Genomic DNA, 21,718 nt, shown 5'->3' on the forward strand with positions numbered 1-21,718 from the left:
GTTCAGCTCTCATCGGCTGCAGGCAGAGTGAAGCGGAATGTCGCCCCGCCCGATGCGTTGCTCTCGGCCCACATGCGCCCGCCATGAGCCTCGATGATCGAGCGGCTGATCGACAGTCCCACCCCCATGCCGGTTTCCTTGGTGGTGAAGAAGGTCTGAAACAGATTCGGAATGACGTCGTCCTGGAAGCCGGAGCCGGTGTCGGAAACCTCGATCTCGATCATGTCGTCACCGACGCGGGTGTTGGTGACGACGAGCTCCCGCCGCGGCGATTGCGCCATTGCCTCCAGCGCGTTGCGGAACAGATTGACCAGGACCTGCTGGATCTGGACCCGATCGGCGAGGACGAGATCGGCGCTCTGATCCAGACTGAACCGGAGCTGGACGTTCTGTTCGCGCGCACCGGCGAGCCCGAGCGCGCCGGCCTCCTCGATCAGCTTGGAGAGGCTTTCAACCCGCTTTTCGGACTCACCGCGCGCGACGAAATCGCGAAGGCGCCGAATGATCTGGCCTGCACGTACGGCCTGCTCCGCGGCGCGATCCAGCGCGCTTTCGATCTTGGCCAGATTCGGATCGGCGCTGCCGGCGAGCAGTCGCCGCGATCCTTTCATGTAGTTGCTGATCGCGGCAAGCGGCTGGTTCAACTCGTGAGCCAGCGCGGACGCCATCTCGCCCATCGCGCTCAGTCGCGACACATGGACGAGCTCGGACTGCAACTCCTGCAGCCGCGCCTGGGTCAGCTGATGCTCGGTGAGGTCGCGCACGAAGCCGGTGAAATAGGGCTCGCCCCCCGACTGCATCTCGCCGATCGACAGGTGCATCGGAAAAGTGGTGCCGTCGCGACGCTTGCCGGTGACGATGCGGCCGATGCCGATGATGTGCGGATCGTGGGTCGAGCGATAGCGGGCGATATAGCCGTCATGGCGGGAGCGATCGGGTTCCGGCATCAGGATGCTGACGTTCTGGCCGATCGCCTCCTGCTCGGACCAGCCGAACAGGCGCTCGGCCGCCGTCGAGAACAACTGCATGATGCCGCGACCGTCGATGACGATCATGGCGTCGGGAATGGTATGAAGGATGGAGCGGAGGTGGGTCTCACGCGTGCGGAGCGCCTCCTCGACGTGCTTCTCCTCGTTGATATCGAGGAAGATGCCGCTGAGATGACGGGCAGCGCCGGCCTCATCGCGAATCAGGCCGGCGCGGGCCCTGATCCATTTTTCCCCGCCTATCGCTCCAGAGACCCTGAAGGACACATCAAAGCCGCCGCCGTGCTCGGAGACCCGCCGGATCGCACTCTCGACCCGGTCACGATCCCTCGGCTCCAGACGCGACAGGAACAGCTCGTAGCTCTCCGGCTGGTCTGGTGAGACCCCAAGCAGGGCCCTCGAGGTGTCGGACCATTCCCATTCCATCGTCTTGAGGTCGAGATCCCAGGTGCCGACGCCGAATCCCTCGATCCGGACGCGGAAATGTTCGCCCCGGCCGTCATCTTGCGGATGCGTTACACGGGTCGGCGACAAGCGATGCTCCTGATTCCTGATGCGGGGGCCCTGACGCCGATACCGCTACCGCAATGTCGCCCAAGCCCGGCCCGGAGGCAAGTTCCGTCGCTGGTCGGTCGAGGGCGCGAGCCGCCCCCGGGGGCTCTTGATCTATCTCATCTCGCGGAATGTAGGCAGGCGTACATTTCATCAAACAGATTGCACTGGAGGCTTCCGATGACTTACGCGACGGTGATGGTCAGCCTGGCGCTCGGCCAGCCCAACGATGCCCGCCTTCAGGTCGCCGGCGAGCTTGCCGAGCGATTCGAGGCGGCTATCGTCGGGGTCGCGGCGGCGCGCTTCGCTCCGCCACTTTATTTCACGGATGGCACCGCTGCTCAGCGGATGATCGATCAGGAGGAAGCCTCCATCAAGAGGCGCTTGGCCGATCTGGAGACGCAATTCCGCGCCGCAACCAAGGCTCGCGGCGGACGGGTGGAATGGCGCAGCGCCATGGACTTCCCCGCACGATTCGTCTCAGCGCAGGCGCGCTGTGCCGACATCGTCGTCAGCGGGGGACAGAGCCCGGCCTTCTCCGATTCCTTTGCACTCGCAAGCCCCAAGGATCTGGTGATGCAAGCCGGCCGGCCGCTGCTGGTGGTGCCCGACAGGATCGACTGGCTCGATCTGCGCAGCGTGCTTGTGGCCTGGAAGGACACGCCCGAGGCGCGGCGGGCAGTGGCTGACGCGCTGCCCATGCTGCGCAAGGCGAAGGAGATCACCATCGTCGAGATTCCGGAGGCAGACGACGACCGTTCGGTCGTCGCGACACGTGTCAGCGACGTCGCCGCCTGGCTCGCGCGCCATGGCGTCACGGCGACGGCGCGTGTCGTGGAGGCGGGGAAGGAAACGGCCGACGTGCAATTGGAGAGCATCGCCGGCGATGTCGGAGCCGGCCTGATCGTCGCAGGTGCCTACGGCCATTCCCGCTTCAGCGAGCTGATTCTCGGCGGCGTTACGGAATATCTGGTCACGCAATCCGCGCGCTGTGTGCTGCTGTCGCATTGAAGGCGAGGCGTACAGACAAATCGATGAGGACGTGCCGTGTACAAATTCCTTGAGCAGACCGCCGGCGGCTACATGACGCGCAACGTCAGAACGGTGCAGCGTGACCAAAATTTGCTCGCGCTCGGCGAGATGTTCGAGCAGGATGATTTCAATTCCTACCCTGTGGAGGACGACGGACAGGTCGTCGGCATCGTCACCAAGTTCGATATCCTGAAGTGCTTTGCCTTCACGCCGAGCCAGATGCTACCGCGCTATAATGACCTGATGAGCCGGAAGGTCGGCGACGTCATGACGCCGGAGTTCATCTATGTCAGCCCCGACACGCGGCTGACGCGTGTTCTCCAGATCATGGTCGAACACCGCATCCGCAGCATCATCGTGCTCGACGGCGCCCAGAAGCTGGTCGGAATCATCGCGCGCGAGGACGTCATCGCGGCGCTAAAGGCGACCGCGAGCGACTGAGGATCAATCCTGAAATCCGGCGATTTCTGGTTCCGTGATTTTCCGGAGCCAGCGTCGCGCCATGGGCTTGGCGCGATGTCGAAGCGGTTGATATCGCTCGCCGTATCGACACCAGCCCGACATGAACAGAAATCCATCTATCTTGATTTCAATCAATTCCTCGCGAGGGTGAATGTGGTTTCTGGCGGCGTGTTCTTTCAGAGAGAATCCGCGATGCCCCAGCCCTCCATCTCCAAATCAATGACCATCGGTGAAAGCGGCTTGGCTGTCGTGTTCGCAGTCACCGCGTTCCTCTGCGTGATCGCCTCGGCCAAGGCGCTCGACGCGCCCTTCGCCTTCCACGCCGGGCTCAGCGCGGCGGCGAGCCTGGCCGCGGTGTTCTTCATCTTCAACCGCTACTACGATCGCCCCGCGGCGCTGCCGCCTGCGGAGATCAATGGCCGCCCCAACTACAACATGGGCCCCATCAAGTTCTCCTCTTTCATGGCGGTGTTCTGGGGCATCGCGGGCTTTCTGGTCGGACTGATCATCGCCTCGCAATTGGCCTGGCCCGCTCTGAACTTCGACTTGCCCTGGATTCAATTCGGCCGGCTACGGCCGCTGCATACCTCGGCCGTGATCTTCGCCTTCGGCGGCAACGTCCTGATCGCGACGTCGTTCTACGTGGTCCAGAAGTCGTGCCGTGCCAGGCTTGCCGGCGATATCGCGCCCTGGTTCGTCGTGCTCGGCTACAACTACTTCATCCTGATCGCCGGCACGGGCTATCTGCTCGGTGTCACGCAGTCGAAGGAATATGCCGAGCCGGAATGGTATGCCGACCTCTGGCTGACCATCGTCTGGGTCACCTATCTGCTCGTCTTCCTCGGCACGATCCTCAAGCGCAAGGAACCTCACATCTTCGTCGCGAACTGGTTCTATCTCGCCTTCATCGTGACGATCGCGGTTCTGCATCTCGGCAACAATCCCGCGCTGCCGGTGTCGTTCCTGGGCTCGAAATCCTACATCGCCTGGGGCGGCATCCAGGATGCGATGTTCCAATGGTGGTACGGCCACAACGCGGTCGGCTTCTTCCTCACCGCCGGCTTTCTCGCCATCATGTATTATTTCATTCCGAAGCGCGCGGAGCGGCCGATCTATTCCTACCGGCTCTCGATCATCCATTTCTGGGCGCTGATCTTCCTCTACATCTGGGCTGGCCCGCACCATCTGCACTACACCGCGCTGCCGGACTGGACGCAGACGCTCGGCATGACCTTCTCGATCATGCTGTGGATGCCCTCCTGGGGCGGCATGATCAACGGCCTGATGACGCTGTCGGGTGCGTGGGACAAGCTGCGGACTGACCCCGTGCTGCGCATGCTCGTCGTCTCCGTCGCCTTCTACGGCATGTCGACCTTCGAGGGACCGATGATGTCGATCAAGGTGGTCAACTCGCTCAGCCACTACACCGACTGGACCATCGGCCACGTGCATTCCGGCGCGCTCGGCTGGGTCGGCTTCGTCTCCTTCGGCGCACTGTACTGCCTGGTGCCGTGGGCGTGGAATCGCAAGGGCCTCTACAGCCTGAAGCTCGTCAACTGGCACTTCTGGATCGCAACGCTCGGAATCGTGCTCTACATCTCGGCGATGTGGGTGTCCGGCATCCTCCAGGGCCTGATGTGGCGCGCCTATACCTCGCTCGGCTTCCTCGAATATTCCTTCATCGAGACCGTCGAGGCGATGCATCCCTTCTACATCATCCGTGCCGCCGGCGGTGCGCTGTTCCTGATCGGCGCGCTGATCATGGCCTACAATCTGTGGATGACGGTTCGCGTCGGCGAGCAGGAAGTCCAGATGCCCGTCGCTCTTCAGCCGGCGGAATGAGGAGCAACACCATGTCGTTCTGGACACGCCACCAAGTCTTCGAAAAGAACTCGATCATCCTGGTCGTCGGCATTCTGCTGGTGATCGCGATCGGTGGTCTCGTCGAGATCACCCCGCTGTTCTACCTCAAGAGCACGATCGAGGTGGTCGACGGCGTCAGGCCCTACACGCCGCTCGAGCTGGCGGGGCGCAACATCTACGTCCGCGAAGGCTGCTATCTCTGCCACTCGCAGATGATCCGGCCGCTGCGCGACGAGGTCGAGCGCTACGGCCACTTCTCGCTCGCCGCCGAAAGCATGTTCGACCACCCGTTCCAGTGGGGCTCGAAGCGCACCGGTCCTGACCTTGCCCGCGTCGGCGCCAAATATTCCGACGACTGGCACGTCACCCATCTGACCAATCCGCGTGCGATCGTGCCGCAGTCGGTAATGCCGGGCTATCCGTTCCTCAGCTCAACGGAAGTCGATCCGGAGACCATCGCCGATCACATGCGCACGCTGCGGACCGTCGGCGTTCCCTATACCGACGACCAGATCGCCAACGCGGCCGCCGACATGAAGGCCCAGGCCGATCCCGACAATGCCGGCGCGGATGCCTTCACCAAGCGCTACGCCAAGGCCGTCGTGCGTAATTTCGACGGGAAGACCGGAACGCCGACCGAGATGGACGCGCTGATCGCCTACTTGCAGATGCTCGGCACTCTGGTCGACTTCAAGCTCTACAACGAGAAAGCCAATCTTCGCTGAGAAGGCATCACCGATGAAAGCCATCCTGACACTCGACAATCTCGCATCCGGTCTCGTGACCACGATCTGGACGCCGGTCTTCGTCGCGATCTTTCTCGCGATCATCGCCTACGCATTCTGGCCCCGCAACAAGGCCGCCTTCGACGAAGCAGCCAGTCTGCCGTTGCGGGAGGAGTAAGAGATCATGACCGATCATCAAAGTGAATTCGATTCCGTCACCGGCAGGTCCACGACCGGGCATGAGTGGGATGGCATCAAGGAGCTCAACACGCCGCTGCCGCGCTGGTGGGTGATTACATTCTATCTCACCATCATCTGGGCGATCGGATACTGGATCGTCTATCCGGCCTGGCCGCTGATCTCCAGCAACACGCGCGGTGTGATCGGCTACTCGTCGCGCGCCGACGTCGCGGTCGAGCTCGCCAACCTTGAGAAGATCAGGGGCGACAAGATGGTGGCGCTGGGTGCGGCCTCGCTGGCCGACATCGAGAAGGATCCGGCCTTGCTGGCGCTCGCCCGTGCCAAGGGCAAGACCGTGTTCGGCGACAATTGCGCGCCGTGTCACGGCTCTGGCGCGGCCGGCGCCAAGGGCTTTCCGAACCTGAACGACGACGACTGGCTGTGGGGCGGCACGCTCGACCAGATCATGCAGACCATCCAGTTCGGCGCACGCTCGGGTCATGCCAAGACCCACGAGGGCCAGATGCTCGCCTTCGGTAAGGACGGCGTGCTGAAGCCGGACGAGATCGTCACGGTGGCCAATTATGTCCGATCGCTGTCGGGTCTTCCGACCCGGAAGGGCTACGACGCTGCCAAAGGCGAGAAGATTTTTGCCGACAATTGCGTCGCCTGCCACGGCGACGGCGGCAAGGGCAACCAGGAACTCGGCGCGCCGAACCTGACCGACAAGATCTGGCTCTACGGCTCGGACGAGGCAATTCTGATCGAGACAATCACGAATGGCCGTGCCGGCGTCATGCCGGCCTGGGAAGGGCGGCTCGATCCCGCCACCATCAAGGCGATGGCGGTTTACGTCCACTCGCTGGGTGGCGGAAAATAGCCTGAAAACTGACGATCGGCGGCAGGCGGGGGCGAATAAAATCGCCCCCGTTTGCGCTGGATCAACGGACCCAGCGACGTCGGGTCTAGGTTTAATCGCACCTCCCGAGGCGACTTGAGCGATGAACAAGACCGTGAACCCGAAAGACCTCACATCGGATGATGACTACGGGCCGCTCTACGCAGCCCGCAAGAAGGTCTATCCCCAGAGCGTCTCCGGCACCTTCCGCCGGATCAAATGGGGCCTGATGGCGTTTTGCCTCGGCGTCTACTACTTCCTGCCTTTCGTGCGCTGGAACCGCGGCCTTGGTGCCCCCAGCCAGGCGGTGCTGATCGATCTTCCCAACAGCCGCTTCTACTTCTTCTTCATCGAGCTGTGGCCGCAGGAGGTCTATTACTTCACCGGCCTCCTGATCGTTGCCGCCGTGGCGCTGTTCCTGATGAACTCGGTCGGCGGCCGCATCTGGTGCGGCTATCTCTGCCCGCAGACGGTCTGGACTGATCTGTTCTACGCCGTCGAGCGCCTGATCGAGGGCGACCGGCGCGAGCGGATGAAGAAGGATGCGTCGAAAGATCCGATGAAGCTCGAGCGCATCTCCGAGATCGTGCTCAAGCATTCGATCTGGCTGCTGATCGCCTGGTGGACCGGCGGCGCCTGGGTGCTCTATTTCAACGACGCGCCGACGCTGGTAAAGGAGCTCGTCACCTTCCAGGGACCGATGATCGCCTATATCTGGATCGGCATCCTGACCGCAACGACCTACGTGCTCGCCGGTTACATGCGCGAGCAGGTCTGCACCTATATGTGCCCGTGGCCGCGCATCCAGGCCGCACTCACCGACGAATGGGCGCTCAACGTCACCTATCGCTACGACCGCGGCGAGAAGCGTACATCCGTGAAGAAGGCCGCCGAGCTGCGCGCGCTCGGTGAGCAAGTCGGGGATTGCGTCGACTGCTACCAATGCGTCGCGGTTTGCCCGACCGGCATCGACATCCGCAACGGGCCGCAGCTCGAATGCATCCAGTGCGGGCTCTGCATCGACGCCTGCGACAACGTCATGACCAAGATCGGCCGGCCAACCCGCCTGATTGCCTACGACAACGACATCAACATCCACCGCCGCCAGGAAGGCAAAGCGCCGATCTATCGGATCGTCCGTCCGCGCACCATGGTCTACAGCGCGATCATCGCGGCGGTCGGCGGCTTCATGATCTATGTGCTGGCGACCCGCACCCTTCTCGACATCAACGTGCTGCACGACCGCAACCCGGTTGCGGTCAGGCTCAGCGACGGGTCGATTCGCAATGCCTACACTGCGCGGCTTTTGAACAAGAGCGGACATGATCGCGTGATTGCGATCGATATCGATGGCCCGGTCAATTCGACGATCCATGTCGTCGGTGTTGATTCCGTGACGCCGGACCGCCCGATGATCGTGATCCCCCGCGACTCTACCAGCGAGCTGCGCCTGCTCGTCACCGCGCCGGCCGAGGGCAATCAGGAGAAGTCGATCCCGGTTCGCTTCCGCGTCACGGATATCGGACTCGGCGAGGCTGCATCCACCACAGACAATTTCGTCGCGCCGTAGGACCAGGAGACTGAAATGGCAACCAAGCCGCTGACCGGAACAAAGGTCTTCCTGATGCTCGTCGCCTTCTTTGGCGTCGTGATCGGTGTCAACGTCACCATGATGAAGCTCGCGATTGCGACGCTGCCCGGCACTGATGTCGACAGCCCCTATGCCGCCGGCCTCGCCTATGATCGCGAGATCGCGGCGGCACAGGACCAGGCCGCGCGCAAATGGCAGGTCAACGCCCACATCGAGCGTCGCGCCGACGGCAATGCCGTGCTTCAGGTCGAGGCGCGTGACGCAGCGGGCCAGCCGGTCACGGGATTGAAATTCGGCGGGCGCCTGGAACGGCCGACCGACAAGCGCGCCGATCTCGCGGTCGAACTCGCGGAGGCCGGCATCGGCATCTATCGCGGCAATGCCGCTTCCGTCGCGCCGGGCCAATGGGATCTCGTCATCGAGGGCGATGCCGCGGGTGAGCGCGTATTCCTGTCGCGCAACCGCGTGATCCTGAACTGAAGGTCGCGCCATGCAGGTGACACGCGATTTCTCCCACTACGTCCGCGCCGCGGGCGCAGGCGTTCAGCACATCGACCTCGCGGTCGAAGGCGTTCACTGCGCCGGCTGCATGGCCAAGATCGAGCGTGGCCTGTCCGCGATTCCCGATGTCACGCTGGCGCGGGTGAACCTTACCGACCGGCGCGTCGCGCTGGAATGGAAAGAGGGTACGCTCGATCCCGCCCGCTTCATCGACCGGCTCGAGGAACTCGGCTACAAGGCCTATCCCTACGAGACCGAGAGCGCGGAAGCGACTGAAGTCGCGGAATCGCGTTTCCTGCTGCGCTGTCTCGGCGTTGCCGCTTTTGCCACCATGAACGTGATGATGTTGTCGATCCCCGTGTGGTCGGGCAACGTTTCGGACATGCTGCCCGAGCAGCGCGACTTCTTCCACTGGCTGTCGGCGCTGATCGCGCTGCCGGCCACGGCCTATGCCGGACAGCCTTTCTTCCGCTCCGCTTGGCGGGCGCTGTCGAACAAGACCACCAACATGGACGTGCCGATCTCGATCGGCGTGTGCCTTGCGCTCGGCATGTCCGTGGTCGAGACGATCAACCACGCCGAGCACGCCTATTTCGACGCGGCGATCATGCTCCTGACCTTCCTGCTGGTCGGCCGCTTCCTCGACCAGAACATGCGGCGGCGGACGCGCGCGGTCGCCGGCAACCTGGCGGCGCTGAAGGCGGAGACAGCGGCGAAGTTCGTCGGGCCCGATGAGATCACCCAGGTGCCGGTTGCAGCGATCAACCCCGGCGACATCGTGCTGCTGCGGCCGGGCGAGCGCTGCGCCGTCGATGGCACCGTGATCGAGGGACGCTCCGAAATCGACCAGAGCCTGATCACCGGCGAGACGCTCTATGTCACGGCCGACCATGGCACCCCGGTCTATGCCGGCTCCATGAACATCTCAGGCACGCTTCGGGTGCGGGTTTCGGCCGCGTCGGAGGCTACGCTGCTCGCCGAGATCACGCGGCTGCTCGACAACGCCCTTGCCGCGCGCTCGCGCTACATGCGGCTCGCCGATCGCGCCTCGCGCCTCTATGCGCCGGTGGTGCATGCGACGGCGCTCATCACGGTTCTAGGCTGGGTCATCGCAGGTGCGAGCTGGCACGATGCGATCATCACTGGCGTTGCGGTGCTGATCATCACCTGTCCCTGTGCACTCGGGCTTGCGATTCCGACCGTGCAGACGGTGGCCTCGGGCGCGATGTTCAAGGCCGGTGTGCTGCTCAATTCCGGCGATGCCGTCGAGCGTCTTGCCGAGGCGGATCACGTCATCTTCGACAAGACCGGCACGCTGACGCTGCCCGATCTCGAGGTCACAAACGCAGCCGATATTCCCGCCGATATTTTCGAACTTGCCGGCCGGCTTGCGCTGTCGAGCCATCATCCGGTCGCTGCCGCGGTCGCGCAGGCTGCGGGTGCAAAGTCTCCGATCGTGGGCGCGGTCGAGGAGGCCGGGCAGGGCGTCCGAGCCGTGGTGGAGGGTGTCGAGGTGCGGCTTGGCCGGCCGTCATTCTGCGGCGCCGAGGCTCTGGTCGCTCACGCCACGCTGGATCCCGAAGCCTCCGTCGTGGCCTTCAGCAAGGGCGACGAAAAATTCATCCTCTCGGTGCGGCAGGGCCTACGGCCGGATGCGCAGGCCGTGATCGCTGCGCTGAAGGATCGCAACATCGGCGTCGAGATCCTCTCCGGCGACCGGGAGCCCGCGGTGATTGCGGCAGCCCACGCGCTCGGCATCGCCGAATGGCGCGCCGGCGTCACGCCCGCGGACAAGATCGCACGGATCGAGGAGCTGAAGCGACGCGGCACCAAGGTCCTGATGGTCGGCGACGGCATGAACGATGCACCCTCGCTGGCGGCAGCCCATGTTTCGATGTCACCGATCTCGGCGGCACATCTGAGCCAGGCCACCGCCGATCTCGTCTTCCTCGGCCGGCCGCTGGCCCCGGTCGTCGCGGCCATCGATTCCGCGCGCAAGGCCCTGCACCTGATGCGGCAAAACCTCTGGCTTGCAATCGCCTATAATGTGCTGGCCGTGCCGGTCGCGATCAGCGGCGTGGTGACGCCCTTGATTGCCGCAGCCGCCATGAGCGGATCCTCGATCCTGGTCATGCTGAACTCGCTGCGGGCCCGCAGCGCCTCACGGGAGATCGTGTGATGGAGATCCTGGTGATCCTGGTGCCGCTGGCGCTGATGCTTGGAGGGGCGGGCCTTGCCGCCTTCCTCTGGTCGCTCCGCAGCGGGCAGTACGACGATCTTGACGGCGCCGCCTGGCGGGCGATTGCGGACGACGACCCGCCGCCACAAGAGGCGCCAGCAAAGCGTTAACGCATCCTTGGTTCCGTAAGCTTTCTGCACTCCCCTCCGAACGATGGTTGCTGGACGGCCGATGGTCGTCGGGCGTAACAATGTGGAGGATTTTGCGTAAGGCTCTCTGGAGCAGGAGTGCGTCGGGCATGCAAGGAAATGCCATTGTGTGCAGGCCGAGCGACCTGCCGGGACAGGTCGTGCTGGTGCTGCAAGGCGGCGGCGCGCTCGGGGCCTATCAGGCGGGCGTCTACCAGGCCCTGCACGAGGCGGGCATCGAGCCGGACTGGGTGATCGGCACCTCGATCGGCGCCATGAATGCCAGCCTGATCGCCGGCAATGCGCCGCAAGACCGGCTCGCGCGCCTGACGGAATTCTGGAAGCGGATGGAGCAGAAGCCGGTCTGGCCTCTACCAACAGGCATTCCCGGCTTCGATGACACGCTTGCATATTGGTCGACACTTGCCCACGGCATTGCCGGATTCTTCCAGCCCAATCCGCTGGCGCATGCCGGCGAGTCCTTCCCGCTGGGGGCCGATCGCGCCGGCTATTATTCGACCGCGCCGCTGGAGAGCACGCTGGCCGAGCTCGTCGATTTCGGCCGCGCCAATCGCGGCGCGCCGCGCCTCACGGTTGGTGCTGCGCATGTCGGCACCAGCCAGATGCGCTATTTCGACACGCGCGACTGCGAGCTGACCGTGAAGCACGTGATGGCCTCTGGCGCGCTGCCGCCGGCCTTCCCGGCGGTACGCATCGACGGCGAACTTTATTGGGACGGCGGCATTCTTTCGAACTCGCCGACGGAAGCCGTGTTCGACGACAATCCGCGCCGGAATTCGCTGATCTTCTCCGTGCATCTGTGGAATCCCGTCGGCGCCGAGCTGACGACGATGAGAGAGGTCCTGACCCGGCACAAGGACGTGCAATATTCCAGCCGGATCACGAGCCAGATCGAGCGCCAGCAACAGGCCCATCGCCTGCGCCACGTCATCAACCAGCTTGCGGAGCGATTGCCCGAGGGCGAGCGCGATGATCCCGCGGTGAGGGAGTTGATCGGCTATGGCTGCTCGACGCGCATGCATGTCGTGCGGCTGCTGGCGCCGCAGCTCGAGCGCGAGACCCATACCAAGGACATCGACTTCAGCCTATCCGGCATCAAGCAGCGCTGGGACGCCGGCTATGCGCATACAAGGTCGGTGCTGGCGCGTGCGCCGTGGATCGGCGAGTTTGATCCGTTATCGGGCGTCGTGCTGCACGAGCATATCGACGAGATGCCGCTGGCGGCGGAGTAGCGGTTCGCTTCATCGAATTGCCACAGGCCTTGTGGATCGTCGGCTCCGATCCATCGCCAGAAAGGCTCTGCAAGTGGTGTCCGCGAACGATCTCGAACTGGCTCTCGATCAGGTCCGCGCGCGTGCGGCGGGCCCGGTGCCCGGCGTGTTCGGTCCTGACACGGTCACCTGGCGGATCGACCGCGAGGCCGTGATCTTTCTCGGCGCCGGCCGCGCGCTTCTGCTTCAGCTCGCCCATCCCTGGGTCGCCGCCGCCATCGCCGAGCACTCCAAGACCTTTGCCGATCCGATCGGGCGCTTCCATCGCACCTTCGATATCGTCTTTGCCATGGTGTTCGGCTCGCTCGACCGGGCCATGCAATCGTCGCGTCAGCTGCACCGGCGCCATAGCATGATCGTTGGCGAGATGCCGGAGACCGTCGGTCCGTTCGCGGCAGGCTCACGATACTGCGCCAACGACATCCCCTCTCTGCGCTGGGTTCATGCGACGCTGGTCGAGACTGCGCTGATGGCGCACGATCTGGTTCTGCCGCCGCTCTCGACGGAGGAGCGCGAGCGCTACTGGACCGAGAGCCGGACTTTCGGTGCGTTGTTCGGGTTGACGGGCGACGATCTGCCGGCGGATTGGTCCGGCTTCGCAGGCTACACGGCAGCGATGGCGCAGTCGGACACGCTGACCGTCAGTCCAGCCGCACGCGAGATCGCCGGGCAGATCTTTGGCGGCGCGCGTCCGTGGCTGCGGCCGCCGCGATGGTATCGCGCACTCACGGCGAGCCTGTTGCCGGAGCGCCTGCGCACGGGCTTTGGGTTTGAGTTCGACACGCGCGACAAGAGTGCGGCCGACAACGCCCTGGGTTGGATCAAGGGCATCTATCCGAAGCTACCTGACCGGCTTCGCTACGTCGGCCCTTATCAGGAAGCACAGGCGCGCTTGCGGGGAGAGATCCAGCCGGATTGGATGACGCGCTGTCTCAATCGCGCCTGGATCGGCCGGCCGCAGATGGATGTGCGCGGGAAGGGGTGACGGGGCGTTGAGTGGCGTACGCCTCACGCCGTCGCCAGCTTCCGATACAGCTTGCTGTAGCTTCCCGCCGAGATGCTCCACGAGAACGACCGGCCCATGGCGCTGCGGCGCATGGTGTCGAGCTGGTCCTGGGCCATGAACGCCTCGAAGGCGCGGCGGACGCCGCCGAGGAAGGACTCATGCGAGGGCCGCGAGAACAGGAAACCGGTCTCGCCGTCGGTGATGGTCTCGGCAAGGCCACCGGTCTGGTGGCCGATCGGCAACGAGCCGAAGCGCTGGGCGTACATCTGGCTGAGGCCGCACGGCTCGAACCGCGACGGCATCAGGGTGAAATCGCTGCCGGCGAAGATGCGGCGGGCCTGGGCGTCGTTGAAGCCGATGGCAACGCCGATGGCGTCGGGGCGGCGGCGATGCGCGTTGATCAGCGCCTGCTCGAGCGCCGGCTCACCGGAGCCGGTGACCACGATCTGTCCGCCGGCGTCGATGATCTCGTCGGCGGCTGACAGCACGAGGTCGATACCCTTCTGGTGCACGAGGCGCGCGACGATGCCGAACATCGGTCCGCGCGAGACCGCGAGGCCAAACTGCTTGCGCACATAATCCGCATTGGCCTTCTTGCCGACCCAGTCGCCGGCACCGAATTGTTGGGCGAGCTGGGCGCAGGAGCGCGGGTCCCAGCTCTCGTCGATGCCGTTGAGGATGCCGGTGAGCTCGGACGCATCCGAGCGGACGCGCAGCAGGCCTTCGAGGCCGCAGCCGAATTCCTCCGTGGTGATCTCGCGCGCATAGGTGCCGCTGACGGTGGTGAGGTGCGAGGCGTAGACGAGGCCTGCCTTGAGGAAGGAGAGCTGGTCGTAGAACTCGACGCCGTCGATGTGGAAGGAGCTTTCGGGGACGCCGATCCGCCGCAGCGACTCCTTTGGGAAGAGACCCTGATAGGCGAGGTTGTGAATGGTCAGGATCGACGGCAGCTTGGCGCCGCGCCAGGCGAGGTAGGCCGGTACGAGTGCGGCCTGCCAGTCATTGGCATGGATCAGGTCTGCTGCCCAATTCTTGTCCAGCTTGCCCATGGCAAGCTCAGCGGCAGCTGAAGCAAAGCGCGCGAAACGGATGTCGTTATCGGGCCAGTCGTGCCCGGACTCGTCGCCATAGGGGTTGCCGGGGCGATCGTAGAGTTGCGAGCACAACAGCACATAGACCGGCATTCCGTCCTTGGTCGCGGCCCGTCCAAGCGAACAGGCCGGCATCTCCGCAAGTGCCGGGCAGCGTCCAACGATCTGAATATGCGTGAGTTGCTCGATAATGTCGCGATAGCCGGGCAGCATGATCCGGATATCGGCGAAGGGGCGGAGCGCTCTTGGAAGGGCAGCGGAAACGGCACCAAGTCCGCCGACGCGGACAAAGTCGTCCATCTCTGTCGTAACGAATAAGACCCTCAAGAACCGATGCCCTCATCCGATCCCGATTGCTGCTATGCAAGATCGGGTCCAGTTGCCCCTGGAAATCTCAGCCTGCCCATGAGACGCGTTCGTTCGGTAAGACTTTCCTACTCAGCTGCCGCCATCTAGGGTCGGCGCATCAACAAGAGAGAAGAACGATAGTTCCTAAGGGACGGGCCAAGGACTAAGCAGGAATGCAGCTACCAGATAAGCACGAAGCGACGACGACAAAGGCCTTTGCAGGCCTCAGGGTCCTGGATTTTTCGACCACGATCGCCGGTCCCCATTGCGCGCGGATGCTGGCCGACATGGGCGCCGAGGTCATCAAGATCGAGACCGACGAGGGCGAGACGATGCGGACGCGTCCGCCGCTGCGCAAAGGCTACAGCACCGTGTTCGGCCAGCTCAATGTCGGCAAGAAGAGCGTGGTGCTCGATCTCAAGTCCGAGGACGGACGGGAGGCGGTGCGGCGTCTGGTCGCGACCGCAGACATCCTGGTCGAGAATTTTCGCCCGGGCGTGATGCGCCGGCTGCGGCTCGACTACGACAGCCTCCGCCCCGTCAATCCCAGGCTGATCTACTGCTCGATCTCGGGCTACGGCCAGACCGGTCCCTCGGCCGAGCTGCCGGCCTACGCGCCGGTGATCCATGCGGCCTCCGGCTACGACATGGCGCATCTCGCCTACCAGCCCGGCCGCAACAGGCCGGACTATTGCGGCATCTACCATGCCGACGTCGTCACCGGGACCTATGGTTTTGGTGCGGTCGCGTCTGCGCTCTATCAGCGCAGCGTGAGCGGGCTCGGCCAGCATATCGACGTCTCCATGCTGGAGTCGATGCTCACGCTGACGGTGGTCGAATTGCAAAGCTCGCAATTCGCGGTGAAGCCGCCGCCGCGTCCGATGTTCGGCCCGACCGAGACCGCCAATGGCTACGTCATGATCACGGTGGCGAGCGAAAAGACCTTTCAGGCCTTGATGGGTGTGATCGGCCACCCCGAATGGATATCCGATCTGCGCTTTGCGTCCTACGCCCCGCGGCGCGAGCATTGGGCCGACATGATGGACGGCGTCGAAGCGTGGTCGAAGCAGCTCACGACCGCCGCATGTCTTGTCGTCCTCAGTGCCGCCGGCGTGCCGGCTGCGGCCTACCGCACGATCAAGGAAGCGCTTGACGATCCGCAGCTCGCGCATCGGCAGGCGCTTTCATCGGTGGAGGACGGCGGCGGCTCGTTCAAGGTCCTCAATCTGCCATTCCGGATGACGGGGGCGGATACGAGGCCGTGCAAGACAATCTCGGCGCTCGGAGAGCACACGCGCGAACTGCGCGAGGAGATCGGTCTCGCCAATGATGGGGCAATTCCGTCAGGCAAAACAGAAGCGATCAGCTGAGCGCATCAGGCCGCATATAAGCGGCATCGAACCCGTGTGTTCCTCTTGCCGTCGCGAGCATTTGTCGCCAATCTCGCCCTTGTCATTCAACGATCCGAAACATCGGACGAGGATCCCGGGAGGAACCATGACGAACATCGCTGCCGCGGCGTGCAAACGCGCGCCGATTTTCCTTGCTGCGGCATTTGCGTTCCTTCCGTTGGCCGGGCCCGCGCAGGCGCAGAAGGCGGGCGGCAGCATCACCGTGGGGCTGGAGCTCGACGTTCCTGGCTTTGATCCGCTGAAGGTCGGCGTCTATGACGCGGCCGCGCTCACCCCGGCAGCCGCCATCTTCGACACGCTGACCTATCTCGACGACAAGGGAGAGGCGCAGCCCAAGCTTGCGCTGTCCTGGACGCATTCGGACGACTTCAAGACCTGGACGTTCAAACTGCGCCCCGGCGTCAAATTCCACGATGGTACGCCGTTCAACGCCGAGGCTTACAAGGCCAATTTCGACCGGCAGAAGGATCCTGCCAACAAGTGCCGATGCGCATTCTACATCGCTGCAGTCAACAACGTTCAGGCGCCCGACGAACTGACGGTCGTCTACAATCTGAACGATCCTTCGGTGAATTATCCGACGCTGGTGTCCTATCCCCACCAGAACGCCGCAGTGCATTCGCCGACCGCCTGGAAGACCAAAGGTGACGACTACAACCGGAACCCGGTTGGCACCGGGCCCTACATTCTGAAGTCATGGACTGCCGGCGATCGCATGGTGCTGGAGAGGAATCCCGATTATTGGGACAAGGACAAGGTCTATCTCGATCGCATCATCCTGAAGCCGCTGCCCGACGCGCAATCGCGCTTTGCAAGCCTGCAGTCGGGCGAAGCCGACGTCATCTGGGATGACGAATACGATCCCGACAACATTCAGAAGGCTCAGAAGGATCCGAAGCTGACCGTCCACAGCTATACGGGCTCGGGCGCTCAGGTCTACGCCATCAATACAAAGGCGCCGCCGTTCGACGATATCAGGGTGCGGCAGGCGCTGGTGATGGCGATCGACCGCAAGAAGATGTCGCAGGCGATCACCAACGGGCTCGCCAAGCCGGCGACAAACCCTTACGGCGACGGCTCATGGGTCAAGTGCAAGGATGACGGCGCATTGCCGTTCGACGTTGCGAAGGCCAAGGCCCTGATCCAGGAGTATGGCAAGCCGGTCGAGTTCAAGACGGTGGTCACGGCCACGCCGCGCGGTCGCATCGTTGGACAGGTGTTGCAGCAATTCTGGAAGAATATCGGCGCCAGCATGGAGCTTGACCAGGTCGATCAGGCGACGATTCCACCACGCGCCTTCATGCGGCAATTCCAGGTTATCCCATGGCGCATCGTCGACCTCGCCGATCCCGATCCGCAGATGTTCGCCAATTTCCACACCGGCAGCCCGGTCGCGCTGGCAAACTATTCGAATCCGGAGCTGGACAAGCTCCTCGAGCACGCGCGTGTGACCGCCGAGGTCGACAAGCGTATTGAGGATTACTGTGCAGCCACACGCATGATCAACAAGGAAGCCATCTGGTTCTGGACCTTCCAGAACACGTATTACGCGGTATCCAGCGCCAACATCAAAGGACTGCCCAAGATGTACAGCGGGATGATCGACGTGTCCCGCGTCTGGAAAGAATAGCTCGCGCATGGTCGCCTTCATTGCGCGCCGCTTCCTGTATGTCGTGCCGGTCCTGCTCGCTGTCTCGCTGCTGACCTTCCTGATCGCTTCGTTGCTGCCGGGCGATCTCGCCTATGTCATCCTCGGCGATCAGGCGACGCCTGAGAAGGTCGCGGCGCTGCGCCACGACATGGGGCTCGACCAGCCGCTGTGGTGGCGTTACCTGAGCTGGCTCGGCCACGTTCTTCAGGGCGATCTTGGCCGCTCGTTCCGCACCGGGCAGACCGTGCTGCAGGCGGTCTCCGAGCGAATCCCGGTTTCGCTCGAGCTGATGTTGATGGCCGAATTCATCGGGCTCCTGATCGGCGTACCCGTCGCCATTGCCTGCGCCGCGCGCGCCGGCAGCGCGTTCGACCGGTTCATGACCGGCAGCGCCTTCGCGATGCTGTCGATGCCGTCCTTTCTGGTCGCGATCCTTCTGATCTATCTGTTCGCAGTGGAGCTGCACTGGCTGCCGGCGACCGGCTATGTGCCGTTCACTGAAGAACCGCTCGCCAATTTGCGCTTCTTCGTGCTGCCGGCGCTGACACTGGCGCTGGCGGAATGGCCGGGCATCATGCGCGTGCTGCGCTCCGACATGATCGCAACCTTGCAGGAAGACTACATCGCGCTGGCCAAGGCCAAGGGCCTGAAACCTTCGCGCATCCTGTTCGTGCACGCGCTGAAACCGTCGTCGCTGACGCTGGTAACGGTCACAGGCATCAATATCGGTCGCCTGCTTGGCGGCACCCTGATCGTGGAATCGATCTTCGCGCTGCCGGGCATCGGCCGGCTGCTGGTCGGCGCAATCTACACCCGCGACCTCGTCATCCTCCAGGGCGTGGTGCTGCTTGTGGCCTGCGGCTTCGTCATCGTCAATTTCATCGTCGACATGCTTTACGCCGTGCTCGATCCAAGGATCCGCCATGGCCACGCTTGAGCTTTCGATGCGAGATGAGGTTGCGGCGCCAACGACGCGCAGGCGCAAGCCTGGCTTGCTGTTCTGGATCGCGAGCCTCTGGCTTGCCGTCATCATCGCGCTTGCGATTCTCGCGCCGGTGCTGCCGCTGCAAAACCCCGTCGACATGGACATGCTGGAGCGCCGCGCCGCGTTCTCCAGTGAGCATTGGCTCGGCACAGACGGCCTTGGCCGAGACGAGCTTGCCCGGCTGATCTTTGGCGCGCGCGTGTCGCTGACAGTTGGACTGATCGCCCCAATGATCGGTCTTGGCATCGGCGGCGCGCTGGGCCTCTTCGCCGGCTATTTCCGCGGCCGGTTCGAGACGCTGGTGGTCGGCAGCATGGATGTGCTGTTGGCCTTTCCACCGCTGATCTTCGCGCTCGCGGTAACAGCGTATCTCGGCCAGTCCATTCCCAATCTCACCGTCGTTCTCGGTGTGCTCGGTATTCCCGCCTTCATGCGTGTGGCGCGCGCGGCGACTCTGTCGCTGGCGCGGCGCGAGTTCGTGATCGCGGCCGAGGCGCTCGGCGCCAGCCACGCGCGCATCCTGCTGCGTGAGCTCTTGCCAAACGTGGTCCTGCCGCTGCTTGCCTTCTTCCTGCTCGGCGTCGCCGTCACCATCGTGGCCGAGGGCGCGCTGTCATTCCTCGGCCTCGGCGTGCCGCCGCCGATGGCGAGCTGGGGCAGCATGATCGGCGAGGGGCGCGACAGTCTCGATGTTGCGCCGCGGCTCGCCTTCCTGCCGGCGGTCGGACTGTTCTTGACGGTGCTGGCCTTCAACCTCGTCGGCGACACCATGCGGGCGCTCACCGACCCGCGTCAGGGGGCGCTGTGAGCCCGCCGCTTCTGACCATCGAGGACGTCGCCGTCGAGCTGCCGACGCCGCGCGGAAACTTACGTGCCGTCGATCATGTCGATCTGTCGCTGGAGCCGGGCCGCACGCTCGGGATCGTCGGCGAATCCGGCTGCGGCAAGACCATGCTCTCGCGCGCAATCCTTCAACTGCTGCCGAAGAAGGCCAAGCTCTCCGGACGCGTGATGTTCGATGGCCGGGATCTGGTTCGTCTTGCGCCCGAAAGCCTGCGGCGCCTGCGCGCCCGCGACCTGGCGGTCGTGTTCCAGGATCCCATGACCTCGCTCAATCCGGTGCTCACCATCGGCACCCAGTTGATGGAGACGATCCAGGAGCACCTTGAGCTTGATGCGCCGGCCGCGCGGAAGCGTAGCATCGAACTGCTTGCGGCTGTCGGCATTCCCGCGCCGGAGCAGCGGCTGGCGCAATATCCGCACCAATGCTCCGGCGGCACGCGTCAGCGTATCGCCATTGCGATCGCGCTGTCCTGCGAGCCGAAACTGCTGATCGCGGACGAGCCGACCACCGCGCTCGATGTCACCATCCAGTCGCAGATCCTCGATCTGCTTGCGCGCGAGCAGCGCCGACGCCATATGGCGATGATCATCATCACCCACGATCTCGGCGTCGTCGCCGGCCGCGCCGATGAGGTCGCGGTGATGTATGCGGGCAGGGTGGTGGAGCGTGCGCCGACACAGGCCTTGTTCAAGCGCATGCACATGCCTTACACCGAGGCACTTCTGGCGGCGATCCCGAAGCTGGAGACCGCGCCGCACACGCCGCTGCCGGCCATTTCCGGCCGCCCGCCCGATCCGACGCGACCGCTCAAGGGGTGCTCTTTCGCGCCGCGCTGCCGCTATGCTGCGGGGCGTTGTCATGCGGCCAAGCCCGAATTGAAAAGCGCCGAGATATCAGGGCATCTCTATGCCTGCTTCCACCCGATCCAGATGGCGGAAGGGATGAGCGCATGACGCAGCTTGCCGTGCGCGACGGGCCGCTGTTGAACGTCGACAATCTCGTCGTCGAATATGGTCTCGGCAACAAGGTTGTGCACGCGGTGTCAGGGGTCAGCCTTCACGTTGCCCGCCGCGAGACGCTGGGGCTGGTCGGTGAATCCGGCTGCGGCAAGTCGACGTTGGGGCGCGCGGTGCTGCAGTTGCGCCGCGCCAAATCCGGCCGCGTGCTGTTCGACGGTGAGGACCTCACCGCGATGGAAGGAGAGGCGCTGCGCAAGATGCGCCGCCGCGTGCAGCTGATCTTCCAGGATCCGATCGCCTCGCTCAATCCGCGCCGGCGCATCGGCGACATCGTCGCCGAGCCGCTGATCATCGCCGGTGTCAAGGATGCGGCCGAGCGCAAACGGCGCGTTATCGAGGTGCTGGCTGCGGTCGGGCTCGATCCTGATCTCGTGGCGGGACGCCTGCCGCACGAATTCTCCGGCGGCCAATGCCAGCGCATCTGCATCGCGCGGGCGCTGGTGCTCAATCCGGAATTCGTCGTCTGCGACGAACCGGTCTCGGCGCTCGATGTCTCCATCCGCGCGCAGATCCTCAACCTGCTTGAGGAGATGAAGGCGCGGTTCGGGCTGACCTTGCTGTTCATTGCGCATGACCTTGCCGTGGTGAAAGCCGTCAGCGATCGCGTCGCGGTGATGTATCTGGGCCGGCTCTGCGAGGTCGCCCCGTCGGAACAATTGTTTGCGAGACCCGCGCATCCCTACACCGCGCTGCTGCTGCAAGCGATCCCGGTGCCTGATCCAGATGTTCGTCCCCCCGAGAGCGTGGCGATCGGCGAGCCGCCGTCGCCGATTGCGCCGCCATCCGGCTGCCGCTTTCGCACCCGCTGTCCGCGCGCGGATCAGCAATGCAGCGCGGAGATACCGGAGCTACGCGAGGTCGCGCCCGGCCAGCTCGCGGCTTGCCACCATCCACTGGCCTGAACTAAGACGCC

The 21,718-nt window shown here is 64.1% G+C and carries 20 protein-coding genes; 18 read left to right on the forward strand and 2 right to left on the reverse strand.

The window, feature by feature from the left end:
- Nucleotides 1-2: 2 nt before the first annotated feature.
- Nucleotides 3-1,520: a sensor protein FixL gene (gene fixL / locus L6639_RS21315; RefSeq protein WP_237863591.1), complete on the reverse strand. Its 1,518-nt coding sequence runs from the start codon at nt 1,518-1,520 to the stop codon at nt 3-5.
- Between the two features lie 198 nt (nt 1,521-1,718).
- On the opposite strand from fixL, the gene L6639_RS21320 reads away from it, so the two are divergent.
- The 12 genes from L6639_RS21320 (at nt 1,719) to L6639_RS21375 (ending at nt 13,434) form a co-directional block, all read left to right on the forward strand.
- Nucleotides 1,719-2,549: a universal stress protein gene (locus tag L6639_RS21320; RefSeq protein WP_237863592.1), complete on the forward strand. Its 831-nt coding sequence runs from the start codon at nt 1,719-1,721 to the stop codon at nt 2,547-2,549.
- Between the two features lie 36 nt (nt 2,550-2,585).
- Nucleotides 2,586-3,011: a CBS domain-containing protein gene (locus L6639_RS21325; protein ID WP_237863593.1), complete on the forward strand. Its 426-nt coding sequence runs from the start codon at nt 2,586-2,588 to the stop codon at nt 3,009-3,011.
- A 213-nt stretch (nt 3,012-3,224) separates the two neighbouring features.
- A complete protein-coding gene (ccoN, locus tag L6639_RS21330; RefSeq protein ID WP_237863594.1) occupies nt 3,225-4,874 on the forward strand; it encodes a cytochrome-c oxidase, cbb3-type subunit I in 1,650 nt (549 codons plus the stop codon).
- Between the two features lie 11 nt (nt 4,875-4,885).
- Nucleotides 4,886-5,620 (forward strand): cytochrome-c oxidase, cbb3-type subunit II, encoded by a 735-nt coding sequence (ccoO, locus tag L6639_RS21335; RefSeq protein WP_237863595.1) that lies wholly within the window; start codon nt 4,886-4,888, stop codon nt 5,618-5,620.
- Nucleotides 5,621-5,633: 13 nt separating this feature from the next.
- Nucleotides 5,634-5,798, forward strand: a complete 165-nt coding sequence (locus L6639_RS21340) for a CcoQ/FixQ family Cbb3-type cytochrome c oxidase assembly chaperone (protein WP_027528922.1) — start codon at nt 5,634-5,636, stop codon at nt 5,796-5,798.
- Between the two features lie 6 nt (nt 5,799-5,804).
- A complete protein-coding gene (gene ccoP, locus L6639_RS21345; RefSeq protein ID WP_237863596.1) occupies nt 5,805-6,680 on the forward strand; it encodes a cytochrome-c oxidase, cbb3-type subunit III in 876 nt (291 codons plus the stop codon).
- A 121-nt stretch (nt 6,681-6,801) separates the two neighbouring features.
- Nucleotides 6,802-8,268, forward strand: coding sequence for a cytochrome c oxidase accessory protein CcoG (gene ccoG / locus L6639_RS21350; protein WP_237863597.1), 1,467 nt, complete (start codon nt 6,802-6,804; stop codon nt 8,266-8,268).
- Nucleotides 8,269-8,283: 15 nt separating this feature from the next.
- Nucleotides 8,284-8,769: a FixH family protein gene (locus L6639_RS21355; protein WP_237863598.1), complete on the forward strand. Its 486-nt coding sequence runs from the start codon at nt 8,284-8,286 to the stop codon at nt 8,767-8,769.
- A gap of 10 nt (nt 8,770-8,779) precedes the next feature.
- Complete coding sequence (locus L6639_RS21360) at nt 8,780-10,969, forward strand: cation-translocating P-type ATPase (protein WP_237863599.1); 2,190 nt, start codon at nt 8,780-8,782, stop codon at nt 10,967-10,969.
- Complete coding sequence (ccoS, locus tag L6639_RS21365; RefSeq protein ID WP_128961986.1) at nt 10,969-11,139, forward strand: cbb3-type cytochrome oxidase assembly protein CcoS; 171 nt, start codon at nt 10,969-10,971, stop codon at nt 11,137-11,139. Before L6639_RS21360 ends, ccoS begins: the two co-directional genes overlap by 1 nt.
- 128 nt (nt 11,140-11,267) lie before the next feature.
- Nucleotides 11,268-12,410: a patatin-like phospholipase family protein gene (locus tag L6639_RS21370; protein WP_237863600.1), complete on the forward strand. Its 1,143-nt coding sequence runs from the start codon at nt 11,268-11,270 to the stop codon at nt 12,408-12,410.
- 73 nt (nt 12,411-12,483) lie between these two features.
- Nucleotides 12,484-13,434 (forward strand): oxygenase MpaB family protein, encoded by a 951-nt coding sequence (locus tag L6639_RS21375; protein ID WP_237863601.1) that lies wholly within the window; start codon nt 12,484-12,486, stop codon nt 13,432-13,434.
- A gap of 23 nt (nt 13,435-13,457) precedes the next feature.
- On the opposite strand, the gene glgA is transcribed toward L6639_RS21375, so the two are convergent.
- Entirely contained in the window at nt 13,458-14,873 is a 1,416-nt protein-coding gene (gene glgA / locus L6639_RS21380; RefSeq protein ID WP_271607296.1) for a glycogen synthase GlgA, read from the reverse strand.
- A gap of 194 nt (nt 14,874-15,067) precedes the next feature.
- Here glgA and L6639_RS21385 point away from each other — a divergent pair, with 194 nt between their 5' ends.
- The 6 genes from L6639_RS21385 to L6639_RS21410 all read left to right on the forward strand — a co-directional run bounded on the left by L6639_RS21385 (nt 15,068) and on the right by L6639_RS21410 (nt 21,707).
- Nucleotides 15,068-16,264: a CaiB/BaiF CoA transferase family protein gene (locus L6639_RS21385; RefSeq protein WP_237863603.1), complete on the forward strand. Its 1,197-nt coding sequence runs from the start codon at nt 15,068-15,070 to the stop codon at nt 16,262-16,264.
- A gap of 127 nt (nt 16,265-16,391) precedes the next feature.
- A complete protein-coding gene (locus tag L6639_RS21390; RefSeq protein ID WP_237863604.1) occupies nt 16,392-17,936 on the forward strand; it encodes an ABC transporter substrate-binding protein in 1,545 nt (514 codons plus the stop codon).
- Nucleotides 17,937-17,943: 7 nt separating this feature from the next.
- Nucleotides 17,944-18,894 carry an ABC transporter permease gene (locus L6639_RS21395; RefSeq protein ID WP_237863605.1) on the forward strand — a complete coding sequence of 317 codons (951 nt, stop codon included), beginning with the start codon at nt 17,944-17,946 and terminating at the stop codon, nt 18,892-18,894.
- Entirely contained in the window at nt 18,881-19,750 is an 870-nt protein-coding gene (locus tag L6639_RS21400; protein WP_237863606.1) for an ABC transporter permease, read from the forward strand. The genes L6639_RS21395 and L6639_RS21400 overlap by 14 nt, the downstream gene beginning before the upstream one ends.
- Nucleotides 19,747-20,739: an ABC transporter ATP-binding protein gene (locus tag L6639_RS21405; RefSeq protein ID WP_237863607.1), complete on the forward strand. Its 993-nt coding sequence runs from the start codon at nt 19,747-19,749 to the stop codon at nt 20,737-20,739. Before L6639_RS21400 ends, L6639_RS21405 begins: the two co-directional genes overlap by 4 nt.
- A complete protein-coding gene (locus L6639_RS21410) occupies nt 20,736-21,707 on the forward strand; it encodes an ABC transporter ATP-binding protein (RefSeq protein ID WP_237863608.1) in 972 nt (323 codons plus the stop codon). Before L6639_RS21405 ends, L6639_RS21410 begins: the two co-directional genes overlap by 4 nt.
- The last annotated feature ends 11 nt before the right edge of the window (nt 21,708-21,718 follow it).

The organism is Bradyrhizobium zhengyangense, from assembly GCF_022012555.1.
GTDB classification, from domain to species: domain Bacteria; phylum Pseudomonadota; class Alphaproteobacteria; order Rhizobiales; family Xanthobacteraceae; genus Bradyrhizobium; species Bradyrhizobium zhengyangense.